This is a genomic window from Aeoliella straminimaris (genome assembly GCF_024054565.1).
GTDB classification, from domain to species: domain Bacteria; phylum Planctomycetota; class Planctomycetia; order Pirellulales; family Lacipirellulaceae; genus Aeoliella; species Aeoliella straminimaris.
Genome location: NZ_JAMXLR010000015.1, coordinates 14,248 through 40,204 on the forward strand (window position 1 = coordinate 14,248; position 25,957 = coordinate 40,204).

Here is a 25,957-nt window from a genome sequence, read left to right on the forward strand (position 1 = left end):
AATGAGCGAAGTGCCCCCCGCGGCCAGTTCGCAGATCAAGCGGCCTCACCTACTCACCGCCTTCTGCCCACTGCCCACCGCCGACAACGCACCAGCCCTCAGCACGACCAGGGCCCTGACCCAGGCATTGATCGCCCGCATTGAAGAGCGGCCCTCTCGCTCGAAGGAGGCCTGGTTTGCGTTGTTTAGTTGCCGGTGCGACGCCGCCGACGACTTCCTGTTCCGGGCGACGCACAGCCCGCGGTTGCTCGGCCAGTTGAACAACGCGCGGCTGCAATGGTCGCGCGAGGTGCAATGACCAGCGTGCCAATGGCAATCGATGCGAAGAGTTTTCCTATCCATCACTGCAGAGTTTTAGGAGGCATTACGATGCGTTGTGTAACTATTGGATCGTTGTTGGCCCTTGGCCTGATGGTTTTCGGAGCTGCTCAGGCGCAGCAACCGGCCGGAGAGGCCGACGATCAACTGGTGCTGCGGACCTACGACGTGGGCGATCTGGTCATGAACGTGCACGACCATGCTTATCGCGAAGCAGTCACCCAAACGAACCGAGGCGGCCCGCAAGCGGCGAGCTCGAGCGAAGGTGGTTTCACTACAGCCCATCGTCCCACCGGCGCTCGCATTCAGTTCGCGCAGTATGGCGGTGGCATGGGCGGCGGTGGCGGGGGGTTCGGCGGTGGCAGAGGGGGATACATGGGAGGTGGCGGTGGTATGGAAGCTTCCACCGACAATGGAATGAACGTGACGCTCGGCGGCCTGATCGATGGTATTGTCACCACGATCGCGCCCGACAGTTGGAGCGATCGTGGCGGGGATGCCCAGATCACCGCAATTGGCAAGTCGATTGTCGTTAGCCAAACGCCACAGGTGCACCAAATGATCGCGGGACTGCTGGATGCACTTCGTTCGGGCTCCGGAAAACGTCAAACCTTGCGAGTCGACGCGCGGTGGCTGCTATTGATGTCCGACGACCTGGACAAGCTGCTGTCGGGCGACGAGGGAAAAATCGATCGCAAGACGCTCGAGTTTCTCACTCGCCAGCCAACCACCATTCGTGGCATCACCAAATGCTTCAGTGGCCAGAAGGTTTACCTGGTCAGTGGAACGCGGCGCAACATGGTGCAGTCGTACATCCCGGTGGTCGGCAGCGTCGAGGGCGACTGGACGCAACAACCTCGACTCGCTGGACGGCAGGGCTCCGTGATATCGCTGGTATCGGATCAAGGCGGTTTCGGGACAGGCAATTCTGTCGGCTATCAACCCATCGTCGGCACCTCGAACTTTGGAGCGTTGCTCGAGATTCGTCCGACGCTGGTCGTGGGCGACGAAGAGGTGACGGTCGATCTGAAGTCGACGATTACCGTGCCAGGCCAGCGAACGGGAGCAGCGGTGGTGAGTCCGCCGGCCGATGGCGTAGCACCGTCGGTCGACCGGATCGCCATCGAAACCCAGCAGTTCGCCACCACGTTGCGGATGCCGCTGGGCGAGCCCTACTTGGTGGGTGGGATGACCTACGCACCAACCATCGGCGAATTCGGGGACCGCGGCGACGGGGAGAGCGCCAATCAAGAGAAGCCTCAGTTGTACCTGATTCTCGAACTACGGTAGAAAGGTCATCCGCGCGGGTGCGCCTGCTGACTTGAAACAACCGCTGGAACGGACCACAATCGCAAAGAAGCGATCGTGGTCCGTTCTCCATGATCAACTCTCCTCCTCCAAGATTTCATGAGTGGATGATGCCTGCCAACAATGCTGCGGTCCCGTCTGGAGGAGAAGTTGCCGGCGTTGATCAGACTTTCGAGCAAACGCGGCCCCGCCGTGGGTCGGAAGAGATCGACGCGTTTCTCCGCGGTGTGATCAAGACGGGGGCGTCCGACCTGCACCTCAAGGCGGGCCAATCGCCGCGACTCCGCATCGGCGGTCGCTTGCGCAAAGTTGACCAGGAGGCTGCCCCCAGCGAAGAGTTCGAGGCCCGCGTGCTCAGCCTGTTGAGCGACGAAGAACGGCAAACGCTGTTGCGCGAAGGATCGGTCGATATGGCCTACGATCTCGGGGGCGAGGCTCGGTTTCGCGTCAACGTGTACCAGCAAGAAACCGGCTTGTCGCTCGCGGCGCGGCTCGTGCCGCGGGAGATTCCCTCGTTCGATCAGTTGAATCTGCCGCCGATCATCGCGCGGACGGCAGACATGACGCGGGGCCTGGTGCTGGTGGCGGGAACCACTGGCAGTGGCAAGAGCAGCACCATCGCCGCGCTGCTGGAACGCATCAACCGCACCCGGCATGATCACATCGTCACCATCGAAGACCCTATCGAGTTTCTGTACGAGTGTAAGGATTCGCTGGTCGATCAACGCGAGGTTGGCATCAACGTACCAAGCTTCGACCTGGCGCTGCGGGCGCTATTGCGGGAAGACCCCGACGTGGTGCTGATTGGCGAGATGCGCGACGCCGAGACCTTTCGCGCGGCGCTACAGGCGGCCGACACGGGACACCTGGTGTTCACCACGGTGCACGCCTCGAATGCGGCCCAATCGATATCGCGGCTGATCAACATGTTTCCGCTGGACGAACAGCCCATGATCCGCCAGTCGCTGGTGCTCAGCCTGAAAGCGGTCATCTCCCAGATGCTGTTGCCATCGTGCGCCGAGGGCATCGAACGAGTGCCGGCCGTCGAGATACTCATTTCGACGCCGATCGTTCGCAAGCTGATCTCCGAAGGCGAAGAGGATGAGCTGGGCGACGTGATTCGCAGCGGCGAAGAGGGCATGTTGGGATATGCCGAGTGCCTGGTCGACCTGTGCAACAAAGGGATGATCGACCGGGAAGTCGCCCTGCACGCCGCGCCCAACAAGGAGATGTTCCAACGCCTGCTGATGGGCATCAAGACGTCGGGCGTGCACTACTTCGGCGGGTAGAACGGCACGGCGACCAGCAGCACCGCGGCCACGACCAGCTCGTTAGCTTGTAAGCAGCCGAGATGAACGGTTTCACCTCGGGCGACTTGCAGCACTAGGAGGACCTGCCGGCGATCGCGCAACTCGCGCCTGTGAGTTTAACTCGATCGCCGACAAGTACCACCTGGCATGCCTCGCGGTTATGACGCCAGCGAAGCCAGCTACCCTACCTAACTTCGCCGCCGCGTAACGAGGCCCAATCCTGCCAACGTCAGCAGGACCAAAGTGCTCGGCTCGGGTATGGCCTGTGTGCCGCTCATGTCGGCGTAGGTCGTCCCGATGCGGAGCTCATCCATGATCAAGACACCAAACGGACGGTCGCTGCTCGCATTGCCAACAAACGGCCGGGTGAAGTCGATACCGGAGTAGTCGAAGCTGATATCCGGGTCGCCTTCGTTGGGACCGATGATCGTGGCAACGGCCGAGCCAACGTCGGGTTCGACGTTCGGATCCGGGTTCAACCACATGTAGATATTGTCGTCTACCGTGTGGTCGCCAATATGGTCGATACGCACCACGGCCCAGGCCAGATTGGTGAACGGGTTCGCCGCGCCGGCACCCTCACGCGATCCGCCACTCCCTTCGGGGATGATGGACCATTCGTTTTCATCGGCATTCGACGAGTTGCCAATGCCGACCCGTTCGGGACGGCCAGGATGGGCCAACTCATCGGAGTCGAACACGCCTACATTCACACCGCGCGGATACATGTTAGGGGGCGAAGTGGTGGCGGGATCCTGGGCCTCGCCTTGGCGCTGGCCGATGTAGCTGATCCAGGTCGTCGTGCCATCGGCACCGGAGATCTCGGCAAAGTCGCGAGCTGGCTGCAACGTGCCGAACTCGCCGGTTAGGATGGCCGAGTTGCCCAGGGTGGGCAGAGCAGCTGACGGATGCGCCAGGCTGCCTGCTGCGGTCATGAAAGAGCCAGCAGGAACGCTGCCCGATGAATGTTCGCGCCAGGCACCGGTGAATCCACCGTTCGTTCCGCCTTGTCCAAGGATCGCACTTCCCGGTTCGTAGTCAAACGGTTCGTAGACCAATAGCGCTGCCTGCGTGGTTTGAGTCGCGCCCAGAATCAGGGCTGCAATCGCACATAATAGCGCGACTCTGGTAGTCGAAATCATTAGAGCACCTCAAAAGGAGAAAAAAGATTGGTGGTGCGAGATCCCCATATCGCACCGGCAGAAAAGTTGAGTCCCAATTTACTGACACACGAGTCCCATTGCCAAAACTCTTTTCCGCATTCGATGGACTCATTTACGACAAGCGAGCAGAAATAGCACCACATTCGCGAACCAGTTAGGACTTTTTGCGAACTCTCCTGAAGACCTGTCCCCCGACGTGGCGAAGGCAAACCTTAGAACCAATCGAAACGAGTCGCCGCCTGCGTAACTGGCAAACCGCGCGGAGAACCCAAGATTTTGGGCCCCCCGGCGAATACCACGCTGTTACATGGGCCAAAAAACAGACAGCGCTATCCCCTGATCGAGAGCGCTATCGGAAAGGATCGCCAACCACCATGGAGAATCCCAGCCTCACTCCCGCCATTATCATCGCCGTGGCGATGATCGTCTCCAGCCTCATCCTCTGCTACAGCATGTCAAAGCTGGGCGGCGACGTTGTGGCCGCGGGGATTCACTCGCGAAAGATCTCGCTGGACAACACTCACAACACCGGCCCATTCCGCGTGGTGGTGGAAGGTTCGTTGCAGTCGCACGTTGCGCCGCAGTCAGAATAGAGTGGCCGCGGATGTCTCTAGTTTGCAGCACGTGTGTAGCAGTTCATTGCTCGCAGCATTCTGAGGCCGCCAACCACGACCGGTAAGGCCGTCGATCAATGCGATAGCGAATGTCGGCAGGGCGGACTGCTGAACCCGAGGGATTAAACTCCATCCCCCCGAGTCCTGTGCGCCAAAGTGCACCTTGCATTGGCCATTTATTGATGGACTACACTTGTCGCCAATGGTATCTTCTACCGATGGTGGGGACGTAGCCGAGGGGACGCAAGACACTCGCTGGCTACGCAAGAGGCACTTTTCAAGACAGCTCTGTTTCGGCGGTTACGTGAGTCCGCCGGGCAGGTTGCTCTGGATCATGACTCTTTTCTTCAGCGAGGCCCTCATGCAACTGCCTTCCTTGCCACGCTTGCTCGCGATCACCCTGGTGGTCGTCGCTGGCCAACAAATCGCCAATGAGGCCCTGGCCGCAGGCGACTATGGTCCCTTCCACTGGGAGATCACCACAACTTCTGCCGAGGCACAGCGTCGTTTCGATGAAGGGATGACGTGGATGCACGCGTTCGATCACGATGAGGCCATCCGGTCGTTCGAGGCTGCGGCCAAGTTGGACGAAGACTGTGCCATGGCGTGGTGGGGAGTGTCCATTGCATCGGGACCACAGTACAACCACCCCGTAATGACCGAGGAACGCACCAAGCGGGCCTGGAACGCCATGCAGGAGGCGCAAAAACGTATCGACCACACCACCCCTGTCGAACGCGCACTGATCGAAGCACTCAGGCACCGCAATGCGGAGACCGAGCCCGACACAGAGGGGCGAGCCAAACTGAACCAAGCCTACGCGGATGCTATGGGCGAGCTTTGGAACATCCACTACAACGATCCCAACATCGGCGCGCTGTACGCCGAAGCGCGGATGGTACTCAAACCATGGCAGCTGTACGTCAACGGCGACCGCACGCCGGTGGAAGGTACAGAAGAGATTGTTTCGACACTCGAGCGCGTTCTCGCCCTCGCTCCGAACCACCCTGGTGCTCTGCACTTGTATATCCACGCGGTGGAGCCTTCGCAGCAACCGGCCAGGGCTCTATTTGCCGCCGACCGCTTGGGCGGACTCGTGCCGATTAGCGGCCACTTGAATCATATGCCGAGTCACATCTATGTCCTCACGGGTCAATGGGAAGATGCGATCACGAGAAATGAAGTCGCAATGGCAGCGGATGACCGATACCAGGAATCGAACGATGTACCTGAGGTGCAAAACGGCTACATCATTCATAACACGCATATGCTCGTATTTGCTGCCTCGATGTGCGGTCGCGAGAAGGAAGCGATGGCAGCAGCTCGGCATATGTGGAAGGACTTTGATGACTTGGTGGACGAAGAACCAGACGAGATTGACCCCGAGCTAGCCTATCTGGATCGACTGATGTGCTGCGTCTACGACGTACAGAAACGTTTTGGGCGGTGGCAGCAGTTGATTGATGAAGAGCAGGTTCCGCCTGATGGTCTCGTCGTGACGCGCGCCATCTGGCATGCCAACCGGGCCATCGCCTACGCGGTGCTCAAGGACTTTGACAACGCCGAGGAAGAGTATCAGGCTTCGCTGGCAGCCATGGACGAAGTGCCAAGCGACTACCCCGAGATCGACAGGGTCAACTCGCTGTTGAACGTGACCCGTCACTTTGCTGCCGGCGAAATCGAGCTTCAAAAAAGTCTGGCCGAAGAAGCGAAGAAAAACCCTGCCGCCGCACAAGAGCATTTGGACTTGGCAATTGAGAGCCTGGAAAAAGCCGTGGAGTTCGAGGACGCGGCGCGGTATGGGGAGCCCCCCGAACCAACACAACCAGTGCGACATACGCTGGGCGTGGCTTACTTGAAAGCGGGTCGATTTATCGACGCCGAGCGCGTCTATCGTGAAGACCTGGCCGAATGGCCCAACAACGGGTGGTCGCTGAAGGGACTGAGCGTGGCCCTGAAGGCGCAGAACAAGACGGCACAAGCACATGAAGCAGACGAGCAGTATCAAGCGGTGTGGGGCAACCCTGACCATCCCATTATGTCGAGTTGCCTATGCGTCGAGGAATGCTGCTCGCATCTGATGAAACCGTAGAAGACTATGGCAGCCGTTGGATAACTCCAGGGACCTTCCTGCAGCAGCCGGTTCGCTTGACGATCTGGCAGTCCGCCGCGGCCCCGTTTCAAATACCTTCTCCGCCGCAAGCTACACTGGAGGTACAGACCGTGCGGGCCCCACGCCCCACGGCGGTCGTTGGTGGAATTTTGGGTGAAAGCATGGCCGCGCAGGTGTTCGTCTATCTGTTTCAGTTTCTCATCTACACCCTGCTGGTGTGGATGGGCTGTCACTACGCAGGGCGTGATCTGCCCACCCCGATGGAGGCCCCCTGGCTGTGGCTGTTGGTGGCCGTGGCCCCGCTCATTCGGTCGCGCTGGGGCGACTACGGCGAAACGGGACCTGGCCTGGGGTTCGACGGCGACTACGGCGACGGCGGGGACTGACGCGCGTCACACCTCTACCAGGTCGAGCTGCTTTTCGACCCCCATGATCGTACCAGCTTGCTCGTCGGCTCGGGTGATGATTTCGTTGGCGAGTTGGACGAACAGAGGATAGAACTCCGAATCGTACTTGTCGCGAATCGACGACGCCGGCTCCCACACCGTATCCACGGCATGCGCGATGGCCGATCGCATCGGGACCACCGTTTCGAAGGGAGTCGGAAAACGGTGATCGCCAAACCGGCCGTGCTTGGCCTGCTCCATGACCTCGACCTGACGCGAATCCTGCACTCGGCACATCGACCACAAGGTACCCAACGCCGAGCGGCGGAATCCATCGCGGTACAGCTTTTTGCAGAGCCAGTCGGCACCACGTAGCGACAAGCGGTTGGGCTGGCACGGCACGACGTAGCCGGTGGATACTTGCAGCAACTGCTTGACCTGAAACGACAAGCTGGGCGGGCAATCGACGATCGTGTAGTCGTAGTTCGACTCAAGCCAACGCTGGAACTGGTAGCGGTTGCTTTGCAGCACCGACTTCAGCTTCTCGGGACCCAGATCCTTGTAGTGACTTCGCAGACGGGTGGCGATGTCGTTGATGCGGACCGAACAGGGAATGACCGACAGGTGTTCGAGCCCACCTTGGATGTTAGAAGCTCGGTCGGCCACGAAGGCATCAAACCGCGATGGCTTGAAGTTCGGCTTCATCATCTCGAGGAACAAATCGTGCAGGGTCCGCTTGCTGGTCTCCAGTTGCTCCATGCGCGACTCGCCCAGCAACACCTCGGTAGCGGTGCACTGGTGGTCGGCATCGATCACCAGAGTAGACTTGCCACTGCTGGCGAGACACTCGGCGATGGCCACGGCGTTGGTGGTCTTGGCGACACCACCCTTGAGATTCAAGAACAGAACAACCGACATGACAGATCCCCCGGTAGAGTTGAACCAAAAACTCTCGCCGTCCCCTATGCGATGCAGACGGCACCAGAAAAGCATAGTTCACAATTTGCATTTGTCCGCAAACGGCGGAACAACCCTTACGACCGGCGAAATGCAAACCGCTATGGCGCACAAGGCTCACTCGCCCGTTGGCAGGATCTGGTCCAGGTATTCCGTGGCGACATCGGCCAGCAAGTCCTTCTGCAACCGACCACGGTAGCCGAAGATCATGGTCGACGCCTGCTGATCGACGATGTGCCGCGCCAGCAAGTCGAACGCCCCATCCAGCTCGTCGATGTTCTCGGCAAAAACAATTCGATCCTCCGACTCGGCCCCAATGCCGGGGTGCTCGCCCAGCACGCGATCGAAGTACTGACTGGCCGCCTGACGATAGCGAGGCTGATGGGTGCCACACAGCACAACGTACACATCTCGCCACATCGACTCGCCCAACTCACGTCGCCAGCGATCGGTCGCCTCGTGCAGGGCGTCGATCTCCAGACGCACCGCAGCCCGGGCCAGCTTCATCACATGCGGGGCCATCCACGTGGAGTACTCCTCGACCAACTCCGTCTCCACGCCGCCAGCGGCCATGATGCGGTGGATAAATCCCAGCGAAGTATCGAGCAGTGTCGCTGGCGTGGCCCGTTCTGCGATGGGCAGGCAGTCGAGCGCCGCACGGGACTGCCGCAACACCTCGGAGTTGGCCTGCAATTGGCTGCGCAGTGTTTCGTTCAGCACCTTCGCGCGATGCGTCATCAACCACAACTGCATACCAAAACCGGAATGGGCGACGGCCTTCAATTGATGGTAGTGCTCGGGAACAACTTGAACATATTGCCGCGATCCAGCAGCACTTAGGTGCAGATCGTCGTGCAGCATGACCAACACGGGAATCGCGTGTCCCAGCCGATCGAGCGTCTCGCCCAGCAGGTGATTGTAGCACTCGTGAAAACCACGATTGGTCGTCGCCAACGGCCCCGCCGCCGGCAAGTAGGTATCGGCCAGGGCGATTCTTTGCGCGGTGTAAGGATTCATGGCAACTTTGCCCCGCTTTGTTGTGATTGTCACCTCCGCCGAACCGGTTAGGCGTCAACGAGCCCCCCCCAATATCGCTACTTGAGTGTACCCCCCCACCCGCGATGGCCAATCCCAGTCTACCGTTTTCTAACAAGAAGACGGCTAGAGAAACTTGCGGGCGCGGTGAAACCCGGATAGCCTCACGACAGACATTGCCTTCCACTCACTTATCTCAGGGAGAAACGTCATGTCCACGGACAACAAAGCCTCGTCCAAGAAGCTGCTCGAATTGTGGGGCGACAACGCCTTACACCAGGCAGCCGACTATCTCTCGCCCAACTACGTGAATCACCAGATGCCCGACGCCCGAGACGGCACGTCGGATCTGTCGCTCGAGGAGTGGAAAGGCCTGGTGAGCGATTTCCACCAGGGATTCAGTGACGTGAAGATGGAAGTTCTGCACCAAGTGGCCGAAGGCGACTACGTTTGCTCGCGATGGAGAATGACGGCCCACAACACCGGCCCCTTCCGCGGCTACCAGGCCACCGGCAAGACCACCAGTTGGACCGGCGTACACACCGACCACTACGAGGGCGGCACCCTCGTCGAGAGCTGGGTCGACTGGGACAAGTACGGCTGGCTCGAAGGCCTGGGGCTGGTGGGGTGAGCGCTGGCCGTCACTCCTTGCTCCTTTCTTCCATCTGCGGGGCATGCCATGAACGCTACACTTTCTGCAACGGACGCTGCTGAATTGCGATCGAAGTTCGAAGAGTTCACACGTCATCTCGAGGCGCACCAGTTCGACCCCTAGTCGCAGTACTGGGCCGAAGACGGCGTAATCATGCCACCGGGCCAGCCGCGAATTGTTGGGCGAGCCGCCATGATGAACTACATGCGTGAGAACTTCGGCGACGTCGAACAGGTGACGCTCACGAACTGGCAGATCTTCGGCTCAAGCAACCTGGCGGTCATCTCGACCGATGTCGACTGGACAACCAGCTCAGGCGACAAGCCCCCGACGCCAGACAAACAGGTGATCGTGGCCGAGAAAACTGCCGACGGCTCCTGGCAATGGAAGATTGTCATCTTCAACGCCGGGGTGTGAGAAGGAAGCGCCCAGCTACGGGCCGACGTATCGACCGAGTCGGAAACTGGACCGTTGCGCACGGCATGCAGGCGGACCAAGAATGAGGCTCAAACATGTTTGGCCGGGGCCTGGTGAATGGGTTCATTGCCGGCCAGAATAAGATGACGCCTGCCATCATCCCGCCCTTCCGCCGTTGATCTCGCCCCCATGTTCGCCAGTCATCTCGGAGAATTCGCCGGACTGGCGGCAGCGTTGTTGTGGGCGGTGACGGCGATGCTTTATTTTCATATCGGTCGCAGCATTCCCCCGCTGACGCTCAATCTGTATAAGGGGGTGCTCGCCAGCACGATGCTGGCCGTCGCACTGGCCGTGCAAGGTAGCTTGTTCATTGCGGGCGATGCCACCGCGCTGGCGTGGTTGCTGGCGAGCGGAGCGGTGGGCATTGGCATCGGCGATACCGCGTTCTTTGCGGCGCTCAACCGATTGGGCGAACGCCGCACAGTGCTGATGGCCGAGACGCTGGCGCCTCCGCTTACGACGCTGATCGCCATGGTGGTGTTGGCCGAGTTGCTGCCACTCGCCGCGTACCTGGGTATGGCGCTCACGCTGCTGGGCGTGGCCTGGGTAATTGTCGATCGAGGAATCGGCGACCCCCGCGATCGAGAACACCTGAAGTCGGGCGTGGTGTACGCCATGGTGGCCGCATTGTGCCAGGCAATTGGGGCGGTCATCTCGCGGGGCATTCTCACCACCACCGACATCGGACCCATGCAAAGCGCGCTAGTTCGCATGCTGGGCGGGGTGGCAATTCTGTTGGTGTGGCTGCCGGCCAGTGGCCGCCCGCTGCTACCCTCCTCGGCCCGCCGTACGACGATTTGGCGGTGGATCCTGCTGGCCACGTTCATTGGCACCTTTATCGGCATCACGCTGCAACAGATTGCGCTGCAGAACGCCGATGCAGGGATCGCCCAAACGCTGCTGGCCACCAGCTCGCTGTTCGTCATGCCGCTGGTGGTGCTGCGGGGCGAATCGGTTTCGCTACGAGCGGTGTGCGGCGCAGTGATGGCCGTGGGCGGCATTGCGATGTTGTTCGCGGCAAGCTGACACGTCCCACCATCCCCCGCGTCGGTTGCGGTAACTCAGGTGGCGGCGGTTCAGGAGCCTTCGCGCTCGCCCTCGTCGCCGGTGTCGGTGTCGGACTCGCCGTCCTCTTCCGCTTCGGCATCGGCTGGCTTGTCGTCAGCCGCTTCGGCCGGTGGCTCCTCGGGCGTGACGCCAACGACTCCTTCGACCTCGATCTCTTCGGTACTAGGCGCCTCGGGGGCTCGATAACGCAGCGCGGCCACTTCGGCCTGGCGGCTGTAGTCGATCGACTCGGCCAGGATGCGGGCCGCTTCCTGCGAGGCGTGGAAGCCCTTGGAGTTCTCGCTGCTGATGTAGTCGAGCCGCCACATCGATTTACGCTGCAGGTCGAAGATCTCCTTCAGGTCTTCGTCCGTGGCGCCGGCCGCCTTGGCTTCGAGAATGGCGTCGAGCATCTGCGTCATCGCTTCGCCTGCTCGTTCCAACAGGGCCTGGTTACGTTCCTGGATGCCTTCCACGCGGCTCACCAGTTCGGTTTCGCTCTGGTGGTGGCAGTTCTGACATGAGGCATTCACGTTCTCCAAAGGCGAACGGACATTGTGGCTGCTGAACTTGGCGGCTCCCACCCGCTGGTACGGCATGTGGCAGTCGGCACAGCTCACGCCACTGCGGGCGTGAATGCCTTGGCTCCACAACTCGAACTCGGGGTGCTGTACCTTGTCGATCTTGGCGCCAGTCTCGCCATGGATGTAGTCGTAGAACTCGGTGCCATCGGGAAAGGTGGTTTCTTCCCAGGTCTTTTCCTCGTCCTCCATCCTCAGCCCGTTCTTCCACGGGAAGGTGAGCGTCATCTTGTTCGCGCAGTAGTACTCGACGTGGCACTGGCCGCAGACAAACGACCGCAATTCCTGACGGGTGGCGTCCCTGTTGGGATCGTACGGCTTGCTGCGACTGCCTTTGCGCCACTTGTCGATGCTCGGCAGGTGCGGCGCAGGAGCATCGCCTTCGGCAAGGGCCTGGATGCCATTGATAAAGCCGGGGCGGGTCACGCGGATGGCCATCGTCTCGGGGTCGTGGCAGTCGATGCAGGTTACCGGGTGGGCTTCGCCGCCGGTGGGATGATCCTCAGGCACCGGCTGGCCGGCGAACTCGCCTTCGAAGCCGCCGACCGGGGCTGGCGGAAAGACCGGTTCGTTTTCATCCGGCGTGCCGTCCGGCATTTGCTTGAGCATGCCGAGCACTTCCTCATAGCTCTTGGTGCTGACCTCTTCGAAGCCTTTTTGCACGGCCTCCATATTAAAGTCGGCTGCCAAGGCCTCGTCGTCGGCGTCCTCGCCCATCGCTTCGAGGCCCACTTTGCGGTACAGCACGGTGGTCGAACCGTGACAGTGCAGGCACGCGCCGGCCTGCGGCTTCTTGGTCACCCGCTCGGTAACACCCTGGTCGTACAGCATGTAAGCGTGACCGCGGGCTTTGCGATAGTCGATGCTGAAGGCGTAGCCCGCGTACAGGCGCTTGAGCCAGGGCTGCAGATCAAGCTTCGATTCTGGCATGGCGCTCGAGCCACCGTAGAACTTGTCGCCAGCGGTCGACTTCCAGCCGTCGAAGTGGTGCGGCCAGTTGCGTCCCCAGGGCTCGGGATCGACAGAAATTTCATTCAATTCCGCCACCCGCACGAAGGGCACGCGCTCTTCCTGCTTGCGGGTGAACATCTGGATCAGCACCCAGGTCACCAGGGCGGTGGCAACGGCGGCGACCAAGAAGGTAAGCACCAGGATGCCCGTCTTACCGGCGCGCAAGCAACGCGGATTCATGTTGTGAGCAGGTTGCATATCAATATCCTTCGTACCGTCGGGGTGCGACTGATTGGGCGTGTCCCACGCTGCGGTGACAATGCACGCAAGATGCCATGTCGCCGCCTCGTTCGACGGGCAACATGTGATTCACCAGATCGTGGTGGCAATCGAGGCAAGCCGCTTGAACCACACGGCTGTTGCGCTCCTTGATTTGAATCGGGTCTTTGTAGTCGCCGGTGGTAAACGCCAGCGAATGAAAGAACCCGTTGTCCGCTTTCGTGGCGTACTTGGCAATGATGTTGTCGTGCGGCGTGTGGCAGTCGTTGCAGGTGGCCACGGCCTTGTGGCTCGACTTCAGCCACGAGTCATAGAATTCCTGCATCACGTGGCAGTTGGCGCAGCTCGCCGGATCGTTCCCCAGGTAGGCGTAGCCCTCGCCGTAACCAAAAGTAAAGGTGCCCAGTCCTCCGAGCACGCCAAAAGCGGCGGCCACGAGCACGGGCCACACCCATCCCTTCTTGGTCTTCTTATCTGGCTTTTCGGGGGAAGCAGGAGCAGCCATGCGCCTATCGCCATTGCGTGCTGTGCCAGCAAGCTCCGCTCGCCAATCCAGCTAAAAGACTAGGAAACAGGAAAAGTACACGTTCGTTCGCGTCCACAACATAACGAATGAAGTGAGGCGCGGCAACTACTTCGCCATCTTTAGCGGTGTCAGCAGCATGGTTACCGGGGTCTTAGTGCGAATACGGTGGGGCAAATTGGCGGGCATGTGAATCCATGCACCAGTGGTCGCGGCCACCAAATCGTCGCCCAACTCCACTTTTCTATCGCCTGACAGAAAGTGGAGCACCGCGGGCGTAGAGGCCGTGTGCTCGGAGAGTTCCTGCCCCGCGCTGACGTTGAACGCCACCACCTTCGCCTGCTGGTTATTGTGCAGCGTACGACGGAGTGTTCCGTCGGTAGGTGTCTCGTCCAGTTCGCCAAGGTTGGCAAACATCACATAAGGGGTAATCATTCCACAAACCTCCAGTAGGCGAAAAAAGCTGTCTGCAGCGGTCGCGCCCCTCCGCATGGCAACACCAGAAGTGCGTGATTCGCGACCGTCGTTGCAACGAGCGGATGCTCCGCTGTTCGGGTTGTAGCGACTGTGCCGGCAAAGGGGGCGCACTCACCGCTATTGGCTTGACGGCCGCTACACGCCGAAGAACCTACAGGGCAGTTCTGCGCCCCCTAAAGGATTAGAAAAACAGCTACCGTTGCGAGGATCGCCGTGTCGCTTCACCTACCGTTTCGCCCTGCATTGCATCTCTGTCTGGCGATAGTCGCCGTTTGTTGTCAGGCCACCAGTTGGGCGGCTACGCCCAATCCTTGTGCCACCAGCCACAAGGTGGTGTTCTACAACAACGACTTCAGCTACCTGAACGATCCCTGCTACTGCGGCGATTGCCTGGGCGACTGCATGAAGCAGATGAGGATCGACCCCTGCGGCCATTGGGGCAAGCTCGACATCGGCGGACAGCTGCGTTTGCGGTACCACCACGAAGATGGCATGGGCCGGCAGCCCGGAGTCTCCGGTTTTAACGACACGAAGAACGACTTCTTGCTCACCCGGTTGCGGTTGTACACCAACTGGGAAAAAGACTGGTTGCGCGTCTACGCCGAAGGCATCACCGCCGAAGTTACCGCGAACGACCTGTACGTCCCACGTCCGATCGACATCAATGCGGCCGACTTCTTGAACCTGTTCGCGGACGTAGCCGTCACCGATTCGCTTACCGTTCGCGTTGGTCGCCAGGAATTGCTGTACGGCGTGCAGCGTCACGTGTCGCCACTCGACTGGGCCAATACCCGGCGAACTTTCTCGGGCGTGAAGCTCATGTACACTGGCGACACCTGGAACGTCGACGGGTTCTTCACCAACTACGTGCCTGTTGATCCCTACGCCTTCGACGAGCCTGACTACCAGCAGAAGTTCTACGGCATCTACGCTACCCGCATGGCGCAGTGTGGTGGTCCGAACGTCGACCTGTTCTATCTGGGCTACGATAACGACAACCAGTACTCTGCCCCGCCGACCATCACCACGGCTGGCACCGCCGACTTCTCGGTACACACGTTCGGCACCCGCTTCTGGGGCGAAGTGGAAGACGGCTGGTTGTACGAAGTGGAAGCCACGCTGCAGGCCGGTCGGCAGAGTGGCCTGGGCCTCGACCACCGTGCCGGAATGTGCACCTGTGGTTTCGGTAAGAAGCTGGACATGCCCTGGTCGCCCACAATCTGGGCGTACTACGACTTCGCCTCGGGCAACAAAGGCGACGGCTCGTTCAACCGCTACAATCAGTTGTTCCCGCTGGCCCACAAGTACCTTGGCTTCATCGACGCCGCGCAGCGCTCGAACATCAGCTCGCCGAACTGCTTGCTCACCATGTCGCCCAGCAGTAAGTGGTCGCTGTTGGCCTGGTACTACTACCTGGGCGCCGACGAAGCGAACGACATCATTCCCTTCGTGGCCACTCCTTCGGTGCAGAACACCGACACCAAGTATTTCGGTCACGAGCTCGACCTGATCGCCACTTACAAGTTCGCTCCCAGCTCGAACGTCCTGTTCGGCTACTCGAACCTGTGGCGAGGCAGCAAGATCATCGGGACCAACGACGCCCACTTCTTCTACACGCAGTGGGAAACCAACTTCTAACGAGAAGAGTGCTAACGACAAAGCACCATATGCCCAACGACGGACTGCCGTCGTTGGGCTTTGGTGTTTACTGAATGCTCACGGGAGCTGCGGCACCCGGTACGAATAGAGCCAGTACCGCGACTCGGACCATAGCGATGGCTCGGGAAACGGGTGGCCAGGATACAGTTCGCGGTTGTCGGGCAAATGCTCGATGCGGATTTCGATGCGGTCGAGGCCGCGGGTGAGCTTCTCCGGCAGCAGGAACTCCGCTTCGCGCCAGCGGCGGTTCGACGTGACGACGCGATGCTCGGCAGCCCCGAGCTCGCCCGCTTCTCGCGGATAGCTGTAGACACAGGTGTTCGAGCCGGCCGTTCTCCAGATGCCCACTTCCTGCCACTCGCCCCCGGTGGCGGGCCGCACCGAAACGCGGGCCTGCTGGTTGGGGTATTGGTAGTCGAACTTGCGGCGGAGCAGTGCCCCGTGGTTTTCGGGATCGAGCCGCATCTTGAACGTCGAGGTGCCGTTCATGGTCCGCACCTGGTCCTGCTGAGCAGGAAAATGCATTCGCGCACCGCGATGGTCGGGCCCCCATTCGTAACGCGACACCAGCGTGTAAGGCTCACTGGCCGTGGGACTCTGGTACTCGTGCTCGGGCACCTCGATCTTCTCGTCGCAAGCAGCAAAATGATCCGTAAGCACCAGCGTCGGTTGATCGATGCCATACCAGTAGACTACGCCGGAGTAGTGCTGGTCGTGCAGGTTCACCGCCCCGTGTTCGAGGTTGATCTTGGCGTTCTTGCCGAAGGGGAAATGATCGGCAATCAGGAACCGGTAGGCGGAGTTCACCAGGTCGTGTTCGGTTTGGATGCGATTCTTCCGCTTGCCGACCGGATGCCCGGCAAACGGTAGCGTCATGTTCTCGCCGCCCCAGTAGTCGCCCCCGCCGCCCCACTCCTCGGTGCCGGTGCCCCAGCCCTGTGGCGTTTGCGAATCGTCGAACAGCAGCCGCGGATCGCCTTCGAGCGTCGTAAGATTGCCATCGCGACTGAAGATCCAGCTCATGCCGACAAAGTTGCCCGACCAGTCGCCACCCCCTTCGACCTGGGTCGTGTCGAGAAACGTGATGTCCTGCCCCACCACGGGATGTGGATGGTCGGAGTACGTGGCGTGGAAATAGGTGTGGTGGTTCGCGGGACCTTCGAGCGGTGTGACCCGCACTTGGCAGTCGACTTCGGTTTCCTCCAATTCGCCGCGTGGCTGAATCTCCAACTTGGCATTCTTGAAGAAGGGCATTGGCCAGTAGCAGTCGAGGTGCACCTGGTCGCCGTCGTAGCGAATCGACAGCGGAAAACCCCGCACCAGGTACTCGCGACCGTTGTCGTTGTGAATCAGCCCGGTACCGAAAAACAAATCGACCGGCGCGTCGACCGACGCGTGCCAGCGATCGTCCCAGGTGATCCGCAGACGGGCCTTACCAAAATCCATGGCCTCGGACCGGGGTACCGTGAACTTCAGCGCGCGGATGTTGCCCGGACCGTCGATCTCTGCCAGCGTGGTCCATTGGTTGCGTTTCAGCTTCAGGCCATTGCGCTCGATGGTTTCGACCCCATCGCCCTGTGGCGCTATGTCGGTGCCCGAGCGGTCGATCAGGTCGAGCACATCGCTTGCCGGCGGCGACTTGCTCCAGGAGTGAATGGGCTGCGAGAGATTCTCGATGCCAGGCGCGTAACGATGGAAAATGTAGTAGCCGGTGCCGTAGAACGTGCGGCCGTACCCGAAACGGAAGGTCTCTTCAAACGGTAGCGGCACCCACATCAGGTCGGCCCCTTTGGTGGTCGACCAGGTCCAGACCAGCGGCTCGGGAAAAAGCTCCTGGGGAATAAACGTGGTTTGCTGCAAATCGCGTTTGGCGTTCACCGGATCGGCAGTGGCTGTCTCTTTGACGATGGTGTCCTGCCCGTCGACCTCGTAGTGCCAAGGGGAGCCATGCCAGTGGTTGGTCCGCTTGAAGTACACCACCCCCGGGCCCGTGATGTCGAGCGCGGCGTTGAAATCGTCCGACTCCTGGTAGAGATAATGACTGGAGTCGGCGCTGCGATTGTTTCCTTCGCGGTCGTAGGTGCTCCGCATGTAAGCCCGTGCGCCGATGCGGTGCTGCGGCAACCGATCCCACATGCGATAGGCATCGAGCCCCACCGGAATGACGGGTGGCTCGTCCGACTGTTCGAGCTGCGCTTGTACCGGATGCGATGGAAACAGCATCGCAAGAACGAATGCCAACAACAGAAAGCGCGGTTTCATGGGGTGCCTAGGTAGGGTGAAAAGACTCGCCGACAATGCCTGTTGGCCTCACCGTACCGCAGGCGCGCGCCGGTCTCAACCAAATACTGCGCACGGGCGATGCAATTTCACGCACATCTGGTCTGCGGTTCAGCCATACCAGGCGCCAAACGCCCACACCAGCACCCACAACGTCACCGCGGCGTACAGGGCCGCGGCAATGTCGTCGGCCATGATGCCCCATCCACCAGGCAGGCGTTCCAGCCGGTTGCAGGGCCAGGGCTTGGTGATGTCGAACGCGCGGTGCAGGCCAAAGCCGGTCAGTGCAATCCAGATGTCACTCATGACAGGAATGCCCGACAGTGGCACCAACAGAAACACCAGCGGCACCGTGGCGAACTCGTCCCACACCACGGGGCCGGGGTCCTTCATCGCCAAATCGCGGGCCGCCCGGTCGCAAACCGGCACTCCCAGCGCCACGACCATGGCGGCCGCCACCCAGGTCCAGACGCCGGGTAACTGGAAGTAGGCCCAGGCCAGCGGCAGCCCCCAAATGGCGCCGAACGTACCGGGCGCCCGAGCGAACAGTCCAACGCCCAACCCCGAAGCCAGCCAAACAGCCAGGGTGTAGCGTCGTGGTGCAGCAGGCTCATCGGGCGTCATTTTGGGGCTTTGATCCTGTAATCCGTAAACAAGCGGGTGAAATTGGGGGAAGTCTCCGTTTCCCATCTTCCCGCGGCCAGCTATGATTGCCAGATAGACAGGGCAAAGTGGAGAATGTTTATCAACTTGATGAACAATGCCGCCTGTATCGGCCTCCACCCCACTCGTTTACGCCCCTCCCATCCAGCTTCCCTCTGCCCCATTGTGCGCGATGTCAGCTTCCTCCGACCAGCCTCAACCGACCACTTCCAAAGCGAAGCCCAATCCGCTTGATCAACTCAAGAAGGCGGCCGCCAAACCAGCCGCGTCCAACAAAGAGGCCAAGCCAAGCAAAGCCGAAGGCGTCAAGCTGGCCAGTAACTACCTGCGCGGCACGATTGCCGAAGAGCTGGTCAACGGCGAGCCGAACTTCAGCAGCGATAACGCCATGCTGCTCAAGCACCACGGCAGCTACGAGCAAGACAACCGCGACCTCCGCGCCCAGGCCAAGGCCGAAGGCGTGCCGGGCGGCAAGTACTTTAGCTTCATGATCCGCACCGCCATTCCCGGCGGCAAATTATCCAGCGGCCAACTGCTGGAGCACCTCGACCTGGGCACCGAACTGGGCGATGGCACCCTTCGCATCACCACTCGCCAGGGCTTGCAGCTTCACGGGGTGCTGAAAGGCAACCTGAAGCAGGCGATCCGCCGCATCAACGACGTGCAGCTCACCACCCTGGCGGCCTGCGGCGACGTGCGGCGCAATCTGATGTGCTCGCCCGCTCCGTACAAGAACGACCCGGTGTACGACAAGATGCAACTGCTGGCCGACAAACTGGCCGCTGAACTTAAGCCCAAGACCTCGGCCTACGCCGAAATCTGGCTGACCGACCAGGAAACTGGCGAGAAAACCAACGTTGCCGCGGCCAACGGCGCGAAAAAAGCCGAAGACACCGAGCCGCTATACGGCAAGGCCTACCTGCCGCGAAAATTCAAACTGGGCGTCGCCCTGCCCGGCGACAACTCGGGCGAGGTTTACGCGCAGGACGTCGGTTTCCTGGCCGTGTGCGAGGACTTTGACATCGTCGGCTACAACGTGCTGGTCGGCGGCGGCATGGGCGTTACCCCCAGCGCCGCCAAGACCTACGCCGCGGTGGCCATGCCAATGGCCTTCATTCCCGTCGCCGACGACAACACCCCGGCTATCGACGTAGCGAAGGCCATCCTCAAGGTGCAGCGCGACTTCGGTAATCGGTCCGACCGCAAAACGGCTCGCCTGAAGTACACGGTACGGAACTGGGGTCTGGAGAAATTCAAGAAGAAGGTCGAAGAGTACCTGGGCGCCGACCTCGAGGAGCCTCGCCCCATCGAAATTCAGGATTACAACGACACCCTTGGCTGGCACGAGCAGGGCGATGGGCGTTACTTCTATGGGCTGTTTGTGGAGAACGGCCGGGTCAAGGACAACGAGCATCAGCAGTTGATGTCCGCCCTGCGCGAAGTCTGCACGACCGTCGCCCCCACCATCCGACTGACGGCGCACCAGAACATCTTATTCTGCGACCTGACCGAAGAGGATCGGGAACTGGTCGAGGGCACCCTGGTGCACCACAATGTAAAGCTCACCGAGGAGATCTCCGCCGCCCGGCGGTGGAGCATGGCCTGCCCGGCGCTGCCGATGTGTGGCCTGGCGGTTACCGAGAGCGAGCGGATGCTGCCTTCGATTATCGACGAAATGGAAAAGCAACTCGCCGACCTGGGCCTCGAGGACGAGGTATTCGCCACCCGCATGACCGGCTGCCCCAATGGCTGCGCTCGCCCTTACAACAGCGACATTGGCCTGGTTGGCAAGACCAAGGGTAAGTACACCATCTTTCTGGGCGGCCGCCGTCATGGCGACCGACTGAACTGGATCTACAAGGACCTGGTTCCCGAAGCCGAAGTCGTGTCGACCCTGGTGCCGATATTCCGCCAGTTCCGCGACACTCGCCAGCCGGGCGAAACGTTCAGCGACTTCTGCGAACGGGTGGGTAAGGAAGGCCTGCCAGCGTAGGTCTTTACGCTTTCTTCATGCAATGTTCTCGGCTGCTTAACCCAGCCTTAACGCTACTGCGCGCCCAAGGTATTACACTACTGCCTTTCTTCACCCTTGCGCTTGTTCCACCGGATCGGCCAACAGAGCTGACGGACGCTTGGGAATCACTCTGACGGGAGAAAGGCAGGAGCACCAATGAAATTGGGTACATTGCGCTGGTTGAGCACGCTGGCGGTAGTTTTTGGCCTGGTGCAGGTCGCCAACGCAGAAATCATGATCACCGAACTGCGCACGAAGTCGCAGTTCGACCCCGAGGATTACTTCGAACTCACCAACACCGGCGCCGCGGCCGTCGACATCACCGGCTGGAAGTTCGACGACGAAAGCGCCGACCTCGCCGAAGCCGCAGCCTTGGAGGGCATCACCAGCATTGTGCCCGGCGAGTCGGTCGTGTTCTTCCAACTGGCTACCGCCGACGCGGCAGCTGACGAAACTGTGTTCCGCGACGCCTGGGGCGGACTGTCCGGCGTGCAGGTTGGCTACTACGACGGCGCGGGCCTCGGCAAGGGCGACACCATCAACCTGTTCGATGCCGGCGACAACCTGGTCCTGACGCTCAAATACGGCGTCTCTTCGCCCGAAGAAACCCACGCGGGCGACTGGGCCGCCGGCAACTTCGATGGCAGCGACACCTACGAGAACCAATCGGCCGTATGGGTGCCGGGCTCCGATCCCCAGCAATTTGTGCTGGCGGCCCCGGGGGTGCTGGGCTCCTTCGCCGATTCCATGGGCGACTATGGCTCGCCCGGCAGCGTGGGCGCGGTGCCCGAGCCGGCGACTTGCCTGTTGGCAGGCCTGGCCCTGGCCGGCCTGGTTGCAGTTCGCAAGCGATTGGCCTAGCTCGAGAGCCGACAAATAGCCGTTGTCGACCGACCGGCCCCATGGGGTGCTGGTCGGTCGAAACGTGTTACCGCGCGGCTGGAATGTCCCCAAAACGATTCGTCAAGAAACATGAAAACACGCCGACTCTCTGCTACCTATCCGCTGTTGGCCTTCACTTGGGCGCTCGCCTGCCACCACAGCGCTATCGCGCAGCTACCGATCATCATCAACGAGTACAACGCCGTTAGCAACGGCGACTATCTGGACAAAGACAGCTACAGCGGCACCGTGGCGGCCACGCGACCGGAGAAGGAAGACAAGTACTTCGCCAGCCTCGCCGAACTGGCCATGATCGAAGGCTCGCCCGAGGGCATTGCCGCAGGCACGCCCGACGGGCGGATCGAAGGCAATGGCGGCAATTGGATCGAACTGGTGGTGACGGTCGACCACGCCGATGTTCGCGGCTGGCAACTGGAGTGGTCGGAAGAGTACGACACCGACAAGTCGCTCAGTGGCCTGGGTGGCCGCCGCAGCGGCCTGATCACCTTTTCCCAGGACGATCTATGGAGCGACCTGCGAGCCGGAACCATCATCACCGTCAGCGAGAGGCAGTACATTCAAGTCGACACCGACTTCAGCGACGATCCCGACGACACGGAAGCCGACGTCAACGACCGTTTGCGGACCGACAATGTTCCCGAAGAGGACGTGGACTACGTGATCGACCTGTCGACCGACACCAGCTTCAATCCCAACGCGGACGACTGGTGGATTCATGTCAGCACCAAGCACGAGCGAGATCTGGCGGAGCCATTGATTACGACCGAAGTCTTCAACCCCGACGACTACCTGGGCGACGAGCCAGAATCTGGCGAGTTCTCCGTGACGAACGACGCCTGGGAGGTATCGATCCTGGATGCCGCTTCGGCGGTGCAACTGGGGCCGATCGGAGAAGAGGTAATCTTCAACGACCTATGGGGCGGTGGCGGACTGAACAGCAACGAAGTCGCCCGCCTGCAGGTCGATCCCACCAGCGACCCTTCGGGTTTGACCTTCGCCTACGAAGACGGCGAGACCAGCACATTCGGCCAGCCTAACATTTGGAGCGACCTGACCCAGGAGCAGGACTTCACCATCATTCGTAGCTGGCTTCTCAAAGGCGACTACAACGAAGACGGCCTGGTCGATCTGGCCGACTACACCGTGTGGCGCAACCACTTGGGATCGCCCCTGTGGCAGGCCGACGGCAATGGCAGCGGAATCGTGGACGCCGGCGACTACGACATCTGGAAGATGCACTTCGGCGACAACGGCGCCCTGTTTGGCGTCGGTTCAGCGGCGGTGCCCGAACCGGGCACCTTGGCACTACTGGCATGGGCCGGCGGCCTGATCGGCTGGCGGCACCGGTCTCGATCCGCAACGTGATCTCAACTTTCAACTTGCCTTGTAGAAAGGAAGCTGCTGTGCATTTACTCCATCGCAAACAGACTGGGCGTGCTCACCGATCGCCGAGTGGCTTTACGCTGGTCGAGCTACTGGTAGTGATCGCGATCATTGGCATTCTCGTCGCGTTGCTGTTGCCAGCGGTGCAGTCGGCCCGCGAAGCGGCTCGCCGGATGCAATGCACCAACAACTTGAAACAGATCGGCCTGGGGATGCTCAACTACGAGTCGACCACCAAGCAGTTTCCGCCGGGTCAGAAGCGGTTTGTGCAGTTTGGCGACGAGTTCTCCTGGTCGGTGTTCCTGCTGGAGCACATGGAGCAAAACGCGCTGCACGACCTGATCGACTTCACCAAGGATCTGGACGCCGTGGAGAACAAAGGCACCGCCACGGCGCCGGGCCCGGTTACCGACCTGATCGATATGTACCTGTGCCCCAGCCAATCGCTGACGCACGCCACGCGGGACGTAGACGATCGTGTGATCGACCTGGATGGCGACGGCGACCGCTTCGACACGGGCGACGACGATGGCATGGCCTGCATCGACTACCTCGGCGTGAAGGGGCCTCACAAAACAGCCCTCAATCCGGCCGACAGCAACAAGCCGTACGGCCCCAATCGAGGCATGCTGCTCTCGTTCAAGGACCTGCCCCGCGCGAATCGTCTGCTGGTGCCACCAAAGGTTCGCGCCAAGGACATCACCGACGGGCTTTCCAACACGATGATGGTTGCCGAGTGCAGTGGTCGCGGCGAAGAGACCGGCATCTGGGCGGCCGGGCAAAACGTCTCGGCTGTACAGCATCCGATCAACGCCGAACCAGCGGTTTCCTGGTACGACGAAGACATTCGCTCCGATCACCCCGGCGGGGCGAACGCCCTACTGGCCGACGGCTCGGTGCACTTCGTCACCGAGGACCTTGAACTGGCCACGATCCAGTCGCTGGCGTCGCGCAATGGTGGGGAGATTGTCGAGTTTCCCAACTAGGGTCTTGCGAAGCCGGGCAGTGCACCAAGATCTAGCTGGAATGCTCCTCCGCCCGATACCACGTCACGCCGCCTGGCAGCGCCTCGCTGGCGAACTCCAGATGCACCACCCGGCGGTGCTGCGGTTGGGTCGAGACCTTCGACGCGTGCAGCAGGAGCGGCCGCATCAGCAGCACGTCGCCTGCGACGGCCGTGCATGTGGCAACACGGCTCGGGTCGATTGTGTCGCGGACCTGCGACTCCGGCACGATGCCGCATCGATGCGAACCGGGCAGCACCTCCAGCGGCCCGTTTTGCGTGGGGCAGTCGTCCAGATGCACGCGTAGCGTCAGCATCGCCGCCAGCACGTCGGCTGGCGGCCGCACGTGCACCACGCCAGCCTTGGTGCTCCATGCCGAATAGCCGGGGGCATCGACCTGCTCGACCACCGGCACCATCAAATCCTGATGCCAACCGACGCGCCAGTTGGCCGACTCGACCTTGTCGAACAGCAGACCCCGCACCGCAAAGGCATCGGGACCGAGCACCGGCTCTACCAATTGTCGCACGGCTTGGCTGGCAGCTAGTTTGCGCACGTCATCGCAACATTCCAGCAGCCGCCGGGCGTTGCTCGACTTTTCACGCACGGTGCCCCCAGCTAGAACTAGATTTGCGAGCGCCACGCGCAACCGCTCAAGCTCGTTCGCAACAAGCACGCCCCGGACCATGGTAAATCCGTTGGCATCGAGTTCGGCTAGATGATGGGCAGCGAGCATGCCGCCATTCTAACGCCGCATCACGGGACTCGGAGGCGATTCCAGGAACGCCTGGGCAGTAGTGTCGCCCGTGTAGATGGTCCAAATGCGGGTTTCGCCACGCAGCTTACCGAGATGTTCCTGCATCTTCTCCTGAAAAGACTCGTTGGTCATTTTCTTTTGAATTTCATCTTGAAGATCGGCAAACTGGGTATATCCAGCCTCGCGGCGGTCGACCACTCGGACAATTTGCAGGCCTGACGCGGTTTCGATGATGGGGCTCAGCGCTCCAACCGGAAGGGTGAACAGTGCCGTGTCGAGCGTGGTGTCAACTAGCGCACCCTTGGTTGTCCAACCGTGCAGGCCACCGTCCTCGGCCGTGTAGCTTTCGGAGTACTTGCGAGCAACGTCCGTAAACACCGGCTCGCCCACTGCCGGCTGCTGCTGCACTCGCCGCCACAACAGGTTGCCCGCCACGACCAGCTTTTTGCGTGCCGCCTCTTTGCTGGGATGGTTGCTGAACTGCACTACCAGCTCCTCCCACTTGGCTTGCGTGGGGTAAGCGTAGTCTTCCTTGTGCTTCTGATAGTAGTCGAGCAGTTGTGTATAGGTCGGCTTGTCGACCCGAATCTGCTCGGAAGCCCAGGTTTGGGCGATGGCTTTTTCGACGAAGGCCTCTTTGCGATCGGCCAGCGAGGTGCCCAGCTCGTGCAGTTTCGCCTCCAGGTCCTGCATGTTGTCGACTTCCAGGGCATCCATCAGGCCGGGAACGCTGCCCGGCGACTTACCCGAGCCTCCACCGTTGTAAAATGGATCGTTCAACTGACCGCGAATGGCCTTCATGTCGGCGCCAGGCGCGTTGCGGCGGAAGTCGGCGTACATCAACTTGGTGTCGATGTAACCTCGCAGCTGCTGCTGCATGAGGAACTGCGTCGCTTCATCCACCTGTTCCGGGGGAACCGTGTTGCGTTCGATTAGCAGTCGCACTTCCCACAACAGGTCGCTGGCCAGGATGACCTGCTTATCAATACGGGCGATAACCTCCGCGCCTTGGAGCTTCTTGGGACCCGCGTCACCAGGCGTTTGCGCGTAGCAGGCGGGCGCCACGGAAAAGATCGTCGTAAAGAGAAGCAATCGAAGCACAG

Annotated in this window: 23 protein-coding genes and 1 pseudogene; 14 read left to right on the forward strand and 10 right to left on the reverse strand. The window is 60.8% G+C overall.

Going from position 1 to position 25,957, the window contains the following annotated elements; translation table 11 throughout:
* Position 1: 1 nt before the first annotated feature.
* The 3 genes from NG895_RS03225 to NG895_RS03235 all read left to right on the forward strand — a co-directional run bounded on the left by NG895_RS03225 (position 2) and on the right by NG895_RS03235 (position 2,915).
* Positions 2 to 298 (forward strand): hypothetical protein, encoded by a 297-nt coding sequence (locus NG895_RS03225; protein WP_252851012.1) that lies wholly within the window; start codon positions 2 to 4, stop codon positions 296 to 298.
* 71 nt (positions 299 to 369) lie between these two features.
* Positions 370 to 1,608, forward strand: a complete 1,239-nt coding sequence (locus tag NG895_RS03230) for a hypothetical protein (RefSeq protein ID WP_252851013.1) — start codon at positions 370 to 372, stop codon at positions 1,606 to 1,608.
* 128 nt (positions 1,609 to 1,736) lie between these two features.
* Positions 1,737 to 2,915 carry a type IV pilus twitching motility protein PilT gene (locus tag NG895_RS03235; RefSeq protein ID WP_252851014.1) on the forward strand — a complete coding sequence of 393 codons (1,179 nt, stop codon included), beginning with the start codon at positions 1,737 to 1,739 and terminating at the stop codon, positions 2,913 to 2,915.
* Positions 2,916 to 3,124: 209 nt separating this feature from the next.
* Here the strand turns inward: NG895_RS03235 and NG895_RS03240 are convergent, their stop codons facing one another.
* Positions 3,125 to 4,078, reverse strand: a complete 954-nt coding sequence (locus NG895_RS03240; protein WP_252851015.1) for a PEP-CTERM sorting domain-containing protein — start codon at positions 4,076 to 4,078, stop codon at positions 3,125 to 3,127.
* Positions 4,079 to 4,473: 395 nt separating this feature from the next.
* Between NG895_RS03240 and NG895_RS03245 the strand changes: the two genes are divergently transcribed.
* The 3 genes from NG895_RS03245 to NG895_RS03255 all read left to right on the forward strand — a co-directional run bounded on the left by NG895_RS03245 (position 4,474) and on the right by NG895_RS03255 (position 7,212).
* Positions 4,474 to 4,692 (forward strand): hypothetical protein, encoded by a 219-nt coding sequence (locus tag NG895_RS03245; RefSeq protein ID WP_252851016.1) that lies wholly within the window; start codon positions 4,474 to 4,476, stop codon positions 4,690 to 4,692.
* Between the two features lie 382 nt (positions 4,693 to 5,074).
* Positions 5,075 to 6,805 (forward strand): tetratricopeptide repeat protein, encoded by a 1,731-nt coding sequence (locus NG895_RS03250; RefSeq protein ID WP_252851017.1) that lies wholly within the window; start codon positions 5,075 to 5,077, stop codon positions 6,803 to 6,805.
* Positions 6,778 to 7,212: a hypothetical protein gene (locus NG895_RS03255; protein ID WP_252851018.1), complete on the forward strand. Its 435-nt coding sequence runs from the start codon at positions 6,778 to 6,780 to the stop codon at positions 7,210 to 7,212. Before NG895_RS03250 ends, NG895_RS03255 begins: the two co-directional genes overlap by 28 nt.
* 6 nt (positions 7,213 to 7,218) lie before the next feature.
* Here NG895_RS03255 and NG895_RS03260 read toward each other — a convergent pair whose 3' ends face one another.
* Both NG895_RS03260 and NG895_RS03265 read right to left on the reverse strand, forming a co-directional pair.
* The gene (locus NG895_RS03260) at positions 7,219 to 8,130 is read right to left on the reverse strand and encodes a ParA family protein (protein ID WP_252851019.1); all 912 of its coding nucleotides are present in this window, start codon (positions 8,128 to 8,130) and stop codon (positions 7,219 to 7,221) included.
* A 156-nt stretch (positions 8,131 to 8,286) separates the two neighbouring features.
* Positions 8,287 to 9,186: a hypothetical protein gene (locus NG895_RS03265; RefSeq protein WP_252851020.1), complete on the reverse strand. Its 900-nt coding sequence runs from the start codon at positions 9,184 to 9,186 to the stop codon at positions 8,287 to 8,289.
* Between the two features lie 229 nt (positions 9,187 to 9,415).
* On the opposite strand from NG895_RS03265, the gene NG895_RS03270 reads away from it, so the two are divergent.
* The 3 genes and pseudogenes from NG895_RS03270 (at position 9,416) to NG895_RS03280 (ending at position 11,359) form a co-directional block, all read left to right on the forward strand.
* Positions 9,416 to 9,835, forward strand: a complete 420-nt coding sequence (locus NG895_RS03270) for an ester cyclase (protein ID WP_252851021.1) — start codon at positions 9,416 to 9,418, stop codon at positions 9,833 to 9,835.
* Positions 9,836 to 9,994: 159 nt separating this feature from the next.
* Positions 9,995 to 10,273: pseudogene (locus NG895_RS03275) on the forward strand (YybH family protein); the annotation flags it as partial.
* Between the two features lie 189 nt (positions 10,274 to 10,462).
* Complete coding sequence (locus tag NG895_RS03280; protein ID WP_252851023.1) at positions 10,463 to 11,359, forward strand: DMT family transporter; 897 nt, start codon at positions 10,463 to 10,465, stop codon at positions 11,357 to 11,359.
* A gap of 50 nt (positions 11,360 to 11,409) precedes the next feature.
* On the opposite strand, the gene NG895_RS03285 is transcribed toward NG895_RS03280, so the two are convergent.
* The 3 genes from NG895_RS03285 to NG895_RS03295 all read right to left on the reverse strand — a co-directional run bounded on the left by NG895_RS03285 (position 11,410) and on the right by NG895_RS03295 (position 14,149).
* A complete protein-coding gene (locus NG895_RS03285) occupies positions 11,410 to 13,170 on the reverse strand; it encodes an ammonia-forming cytochrome c nitrite reductase subunit c552 (protein ID WP_252851024.1) in 1,761 nt (586 codons plus the stop codon).
* A 1-nt stretch (position 13,171) separates the two neighbouring features.
* On the reverse strand, positions 13,172 to 13,696 hold the full coding sequence (gene nrfH / locus NG895_RS03290) for a cytochrome c nitrite reductase small subunit (RefSeq protein ID WP_252851025.1): 525 nt from the start codon (positions 13,694 to 13,696) through the stop codon (positions 13,172 to 13,174).
* A 126-nt stretch (positions 13,697 to 13,822) separates the two neighbouring features.
* Positions 13,823 to 14,149, reverse strand: a complete 327-nt coding sequence (locus tag NG895_RS03295; RefSeq protein WP_252851026.1) for a cupin domain-containing protein — start codon at positions 14,147 to 14,149, stop codon at positions 13,823 to 13,825.
* Positions 14,150 to 14,404: 255 nt separating this feature from the next.
* On the opposite strand from NG895_RS03295, the gene NG895_RS03300 reads away from it, so the two are divergent.
* Positions 14,405 to 15,829 carry an alginate export family protein gene (locus NG895_RS03300; RefSeq protein WP_252851027.1) on the forward strand — a complete coding sequence of 475 codons (1,425 nt, stop codon included), beginning with the start codon at positions 14,405 to 14,407 and terminating at the stop codon, positions 15,827 to 15,829.
* A gap of 78 nt (positions 15,830 to 15,907) precedes the next feature.
* On the opposite strand, the gene NG895_RS03305 is transcribed toward NG895_RS03300, so the two are convergent.
* Both NG895_RS03305 and NG895_RS03310 read right to left on the reverse strand, forming a co-directional pair.
* Positions 15,908 to 18,112: a DUF2961 domain-containing protein gene (locus NG895_RS03305; protein WP_252851028.1), complete on the reverse strand. Its 2,205-nt coding sequence runs from the start codon at positions 18,110 to 18,112 to the stop codon at positions 15,908 to 15,910.
* A gap of 129 nt (positions 18,113 to 18,241) precedes the next feature.
* Complete coding sequence (locus NG895_RS03310) at positions 18,242 to 18,754, reverse strand: phosphatidylglycerophosphatase A family protein (RefSeq protein ID WP_252851029.1); 513 nt, start codon at positions 18,752 to 18,754, stop codon at positions 18,242 to 18,244.
* A 211-nt stretch (positions 18,755 to 18,965) separates the two neighbouring features.
* On the opposite strand from NG895_RS03310, the gene NG895_RS03315 reads away from it, so the two are divergent.
* The 4 genes from NG895_RS03315 to NG895_RS03330 all read left to right on the forward strand — a co-directional run bounded on the left by NG895_RS03315 (position 18,966) and on the right by NG895_RS03330 (position 24,079).
* Complete coding sequence (locus NG895_RS03315; RefSeq protein ID WP_252851030.1) at positions 18,966 to 20,786, forward strand: NADPH-dependent assimilatory sulfite reductase hemoprotein subunit; 1,821 nt, start codon at positions 18,966 to 18,968, stop codon at positions 20,784 to 20,786.
* Positions 20,787 to 20,963: 177 nt separating this feature from the next.
* Positions 20,964 to 21,668, forward strand: coding sequence for a lamin tail domain-containing protein (locus NG895_RS03320; RefSeq protein WP_252851031.1), 705 nt, complete (start codon positions 20,964 to 20,966; stop codon positions 21,666 to 21,668).
* Positions 21,669 to 21,779: 111 nt separating this feature from the next.
* Positions 21,780 to 23,075 (forward strand): PEP-CTERM sorting domain-containing protein, encoded by a 1,296-nt coding sequence (locus NG895_RS03325; RefSeq protein WP_252851032.1) that lies wholly within the window; start codon positions 21,780 to 21,782, stop codon positions 23,073 to 23,075.
* Between the two features lie 38 nt (positions 23,076 to 23,113).
* The gene (locus NG895_RS03330) at positions 23,114 to 24,079 is read left to right on the forward strand and encodes a DUF1559 family PulG-like putative transporter (RefSeq protein WP_252851033.1); all 966 of its coding nucleotides are present in this window, start codon (positions 23,114 to 23,116) and stop codon (positions 24,077 to 24,079) included.
* 31 nt (positions 24,080 to 24,110) lie between these two features.
* On the opposite strand, the gene NG895_RS03335 is transcribed toward NG895_RS03330, so the two are convergent.
* Positions 24,111 to 24,833, reverse strand: coding sequence for a phytanoyl-CoA dioxygenase family protein (locus NG895_RS03335; protein WP_252851034.1), 723 nt, complete (start codon positions 24,831 to 24,833; stop codon positions 24,111 to 24,113).
* Positions 24,834 to 24,842: 9 nt separating this feature from the next.
* The gene (locus tag NG895_RS03340) at positions 24,843 to 25,955 is read right to left on the reverse strand and encodes a peptidylprolyl isomerase (protein WP_252851035.1); all 1,113 of its coding nucleotides are present in this window, start codon (positions 25,953 to 25,955) and stop codon (positions 24,843 to 24,845) included.
* Positions 25,956 to 25,957 lie beyond the last annotated feature (2 nt).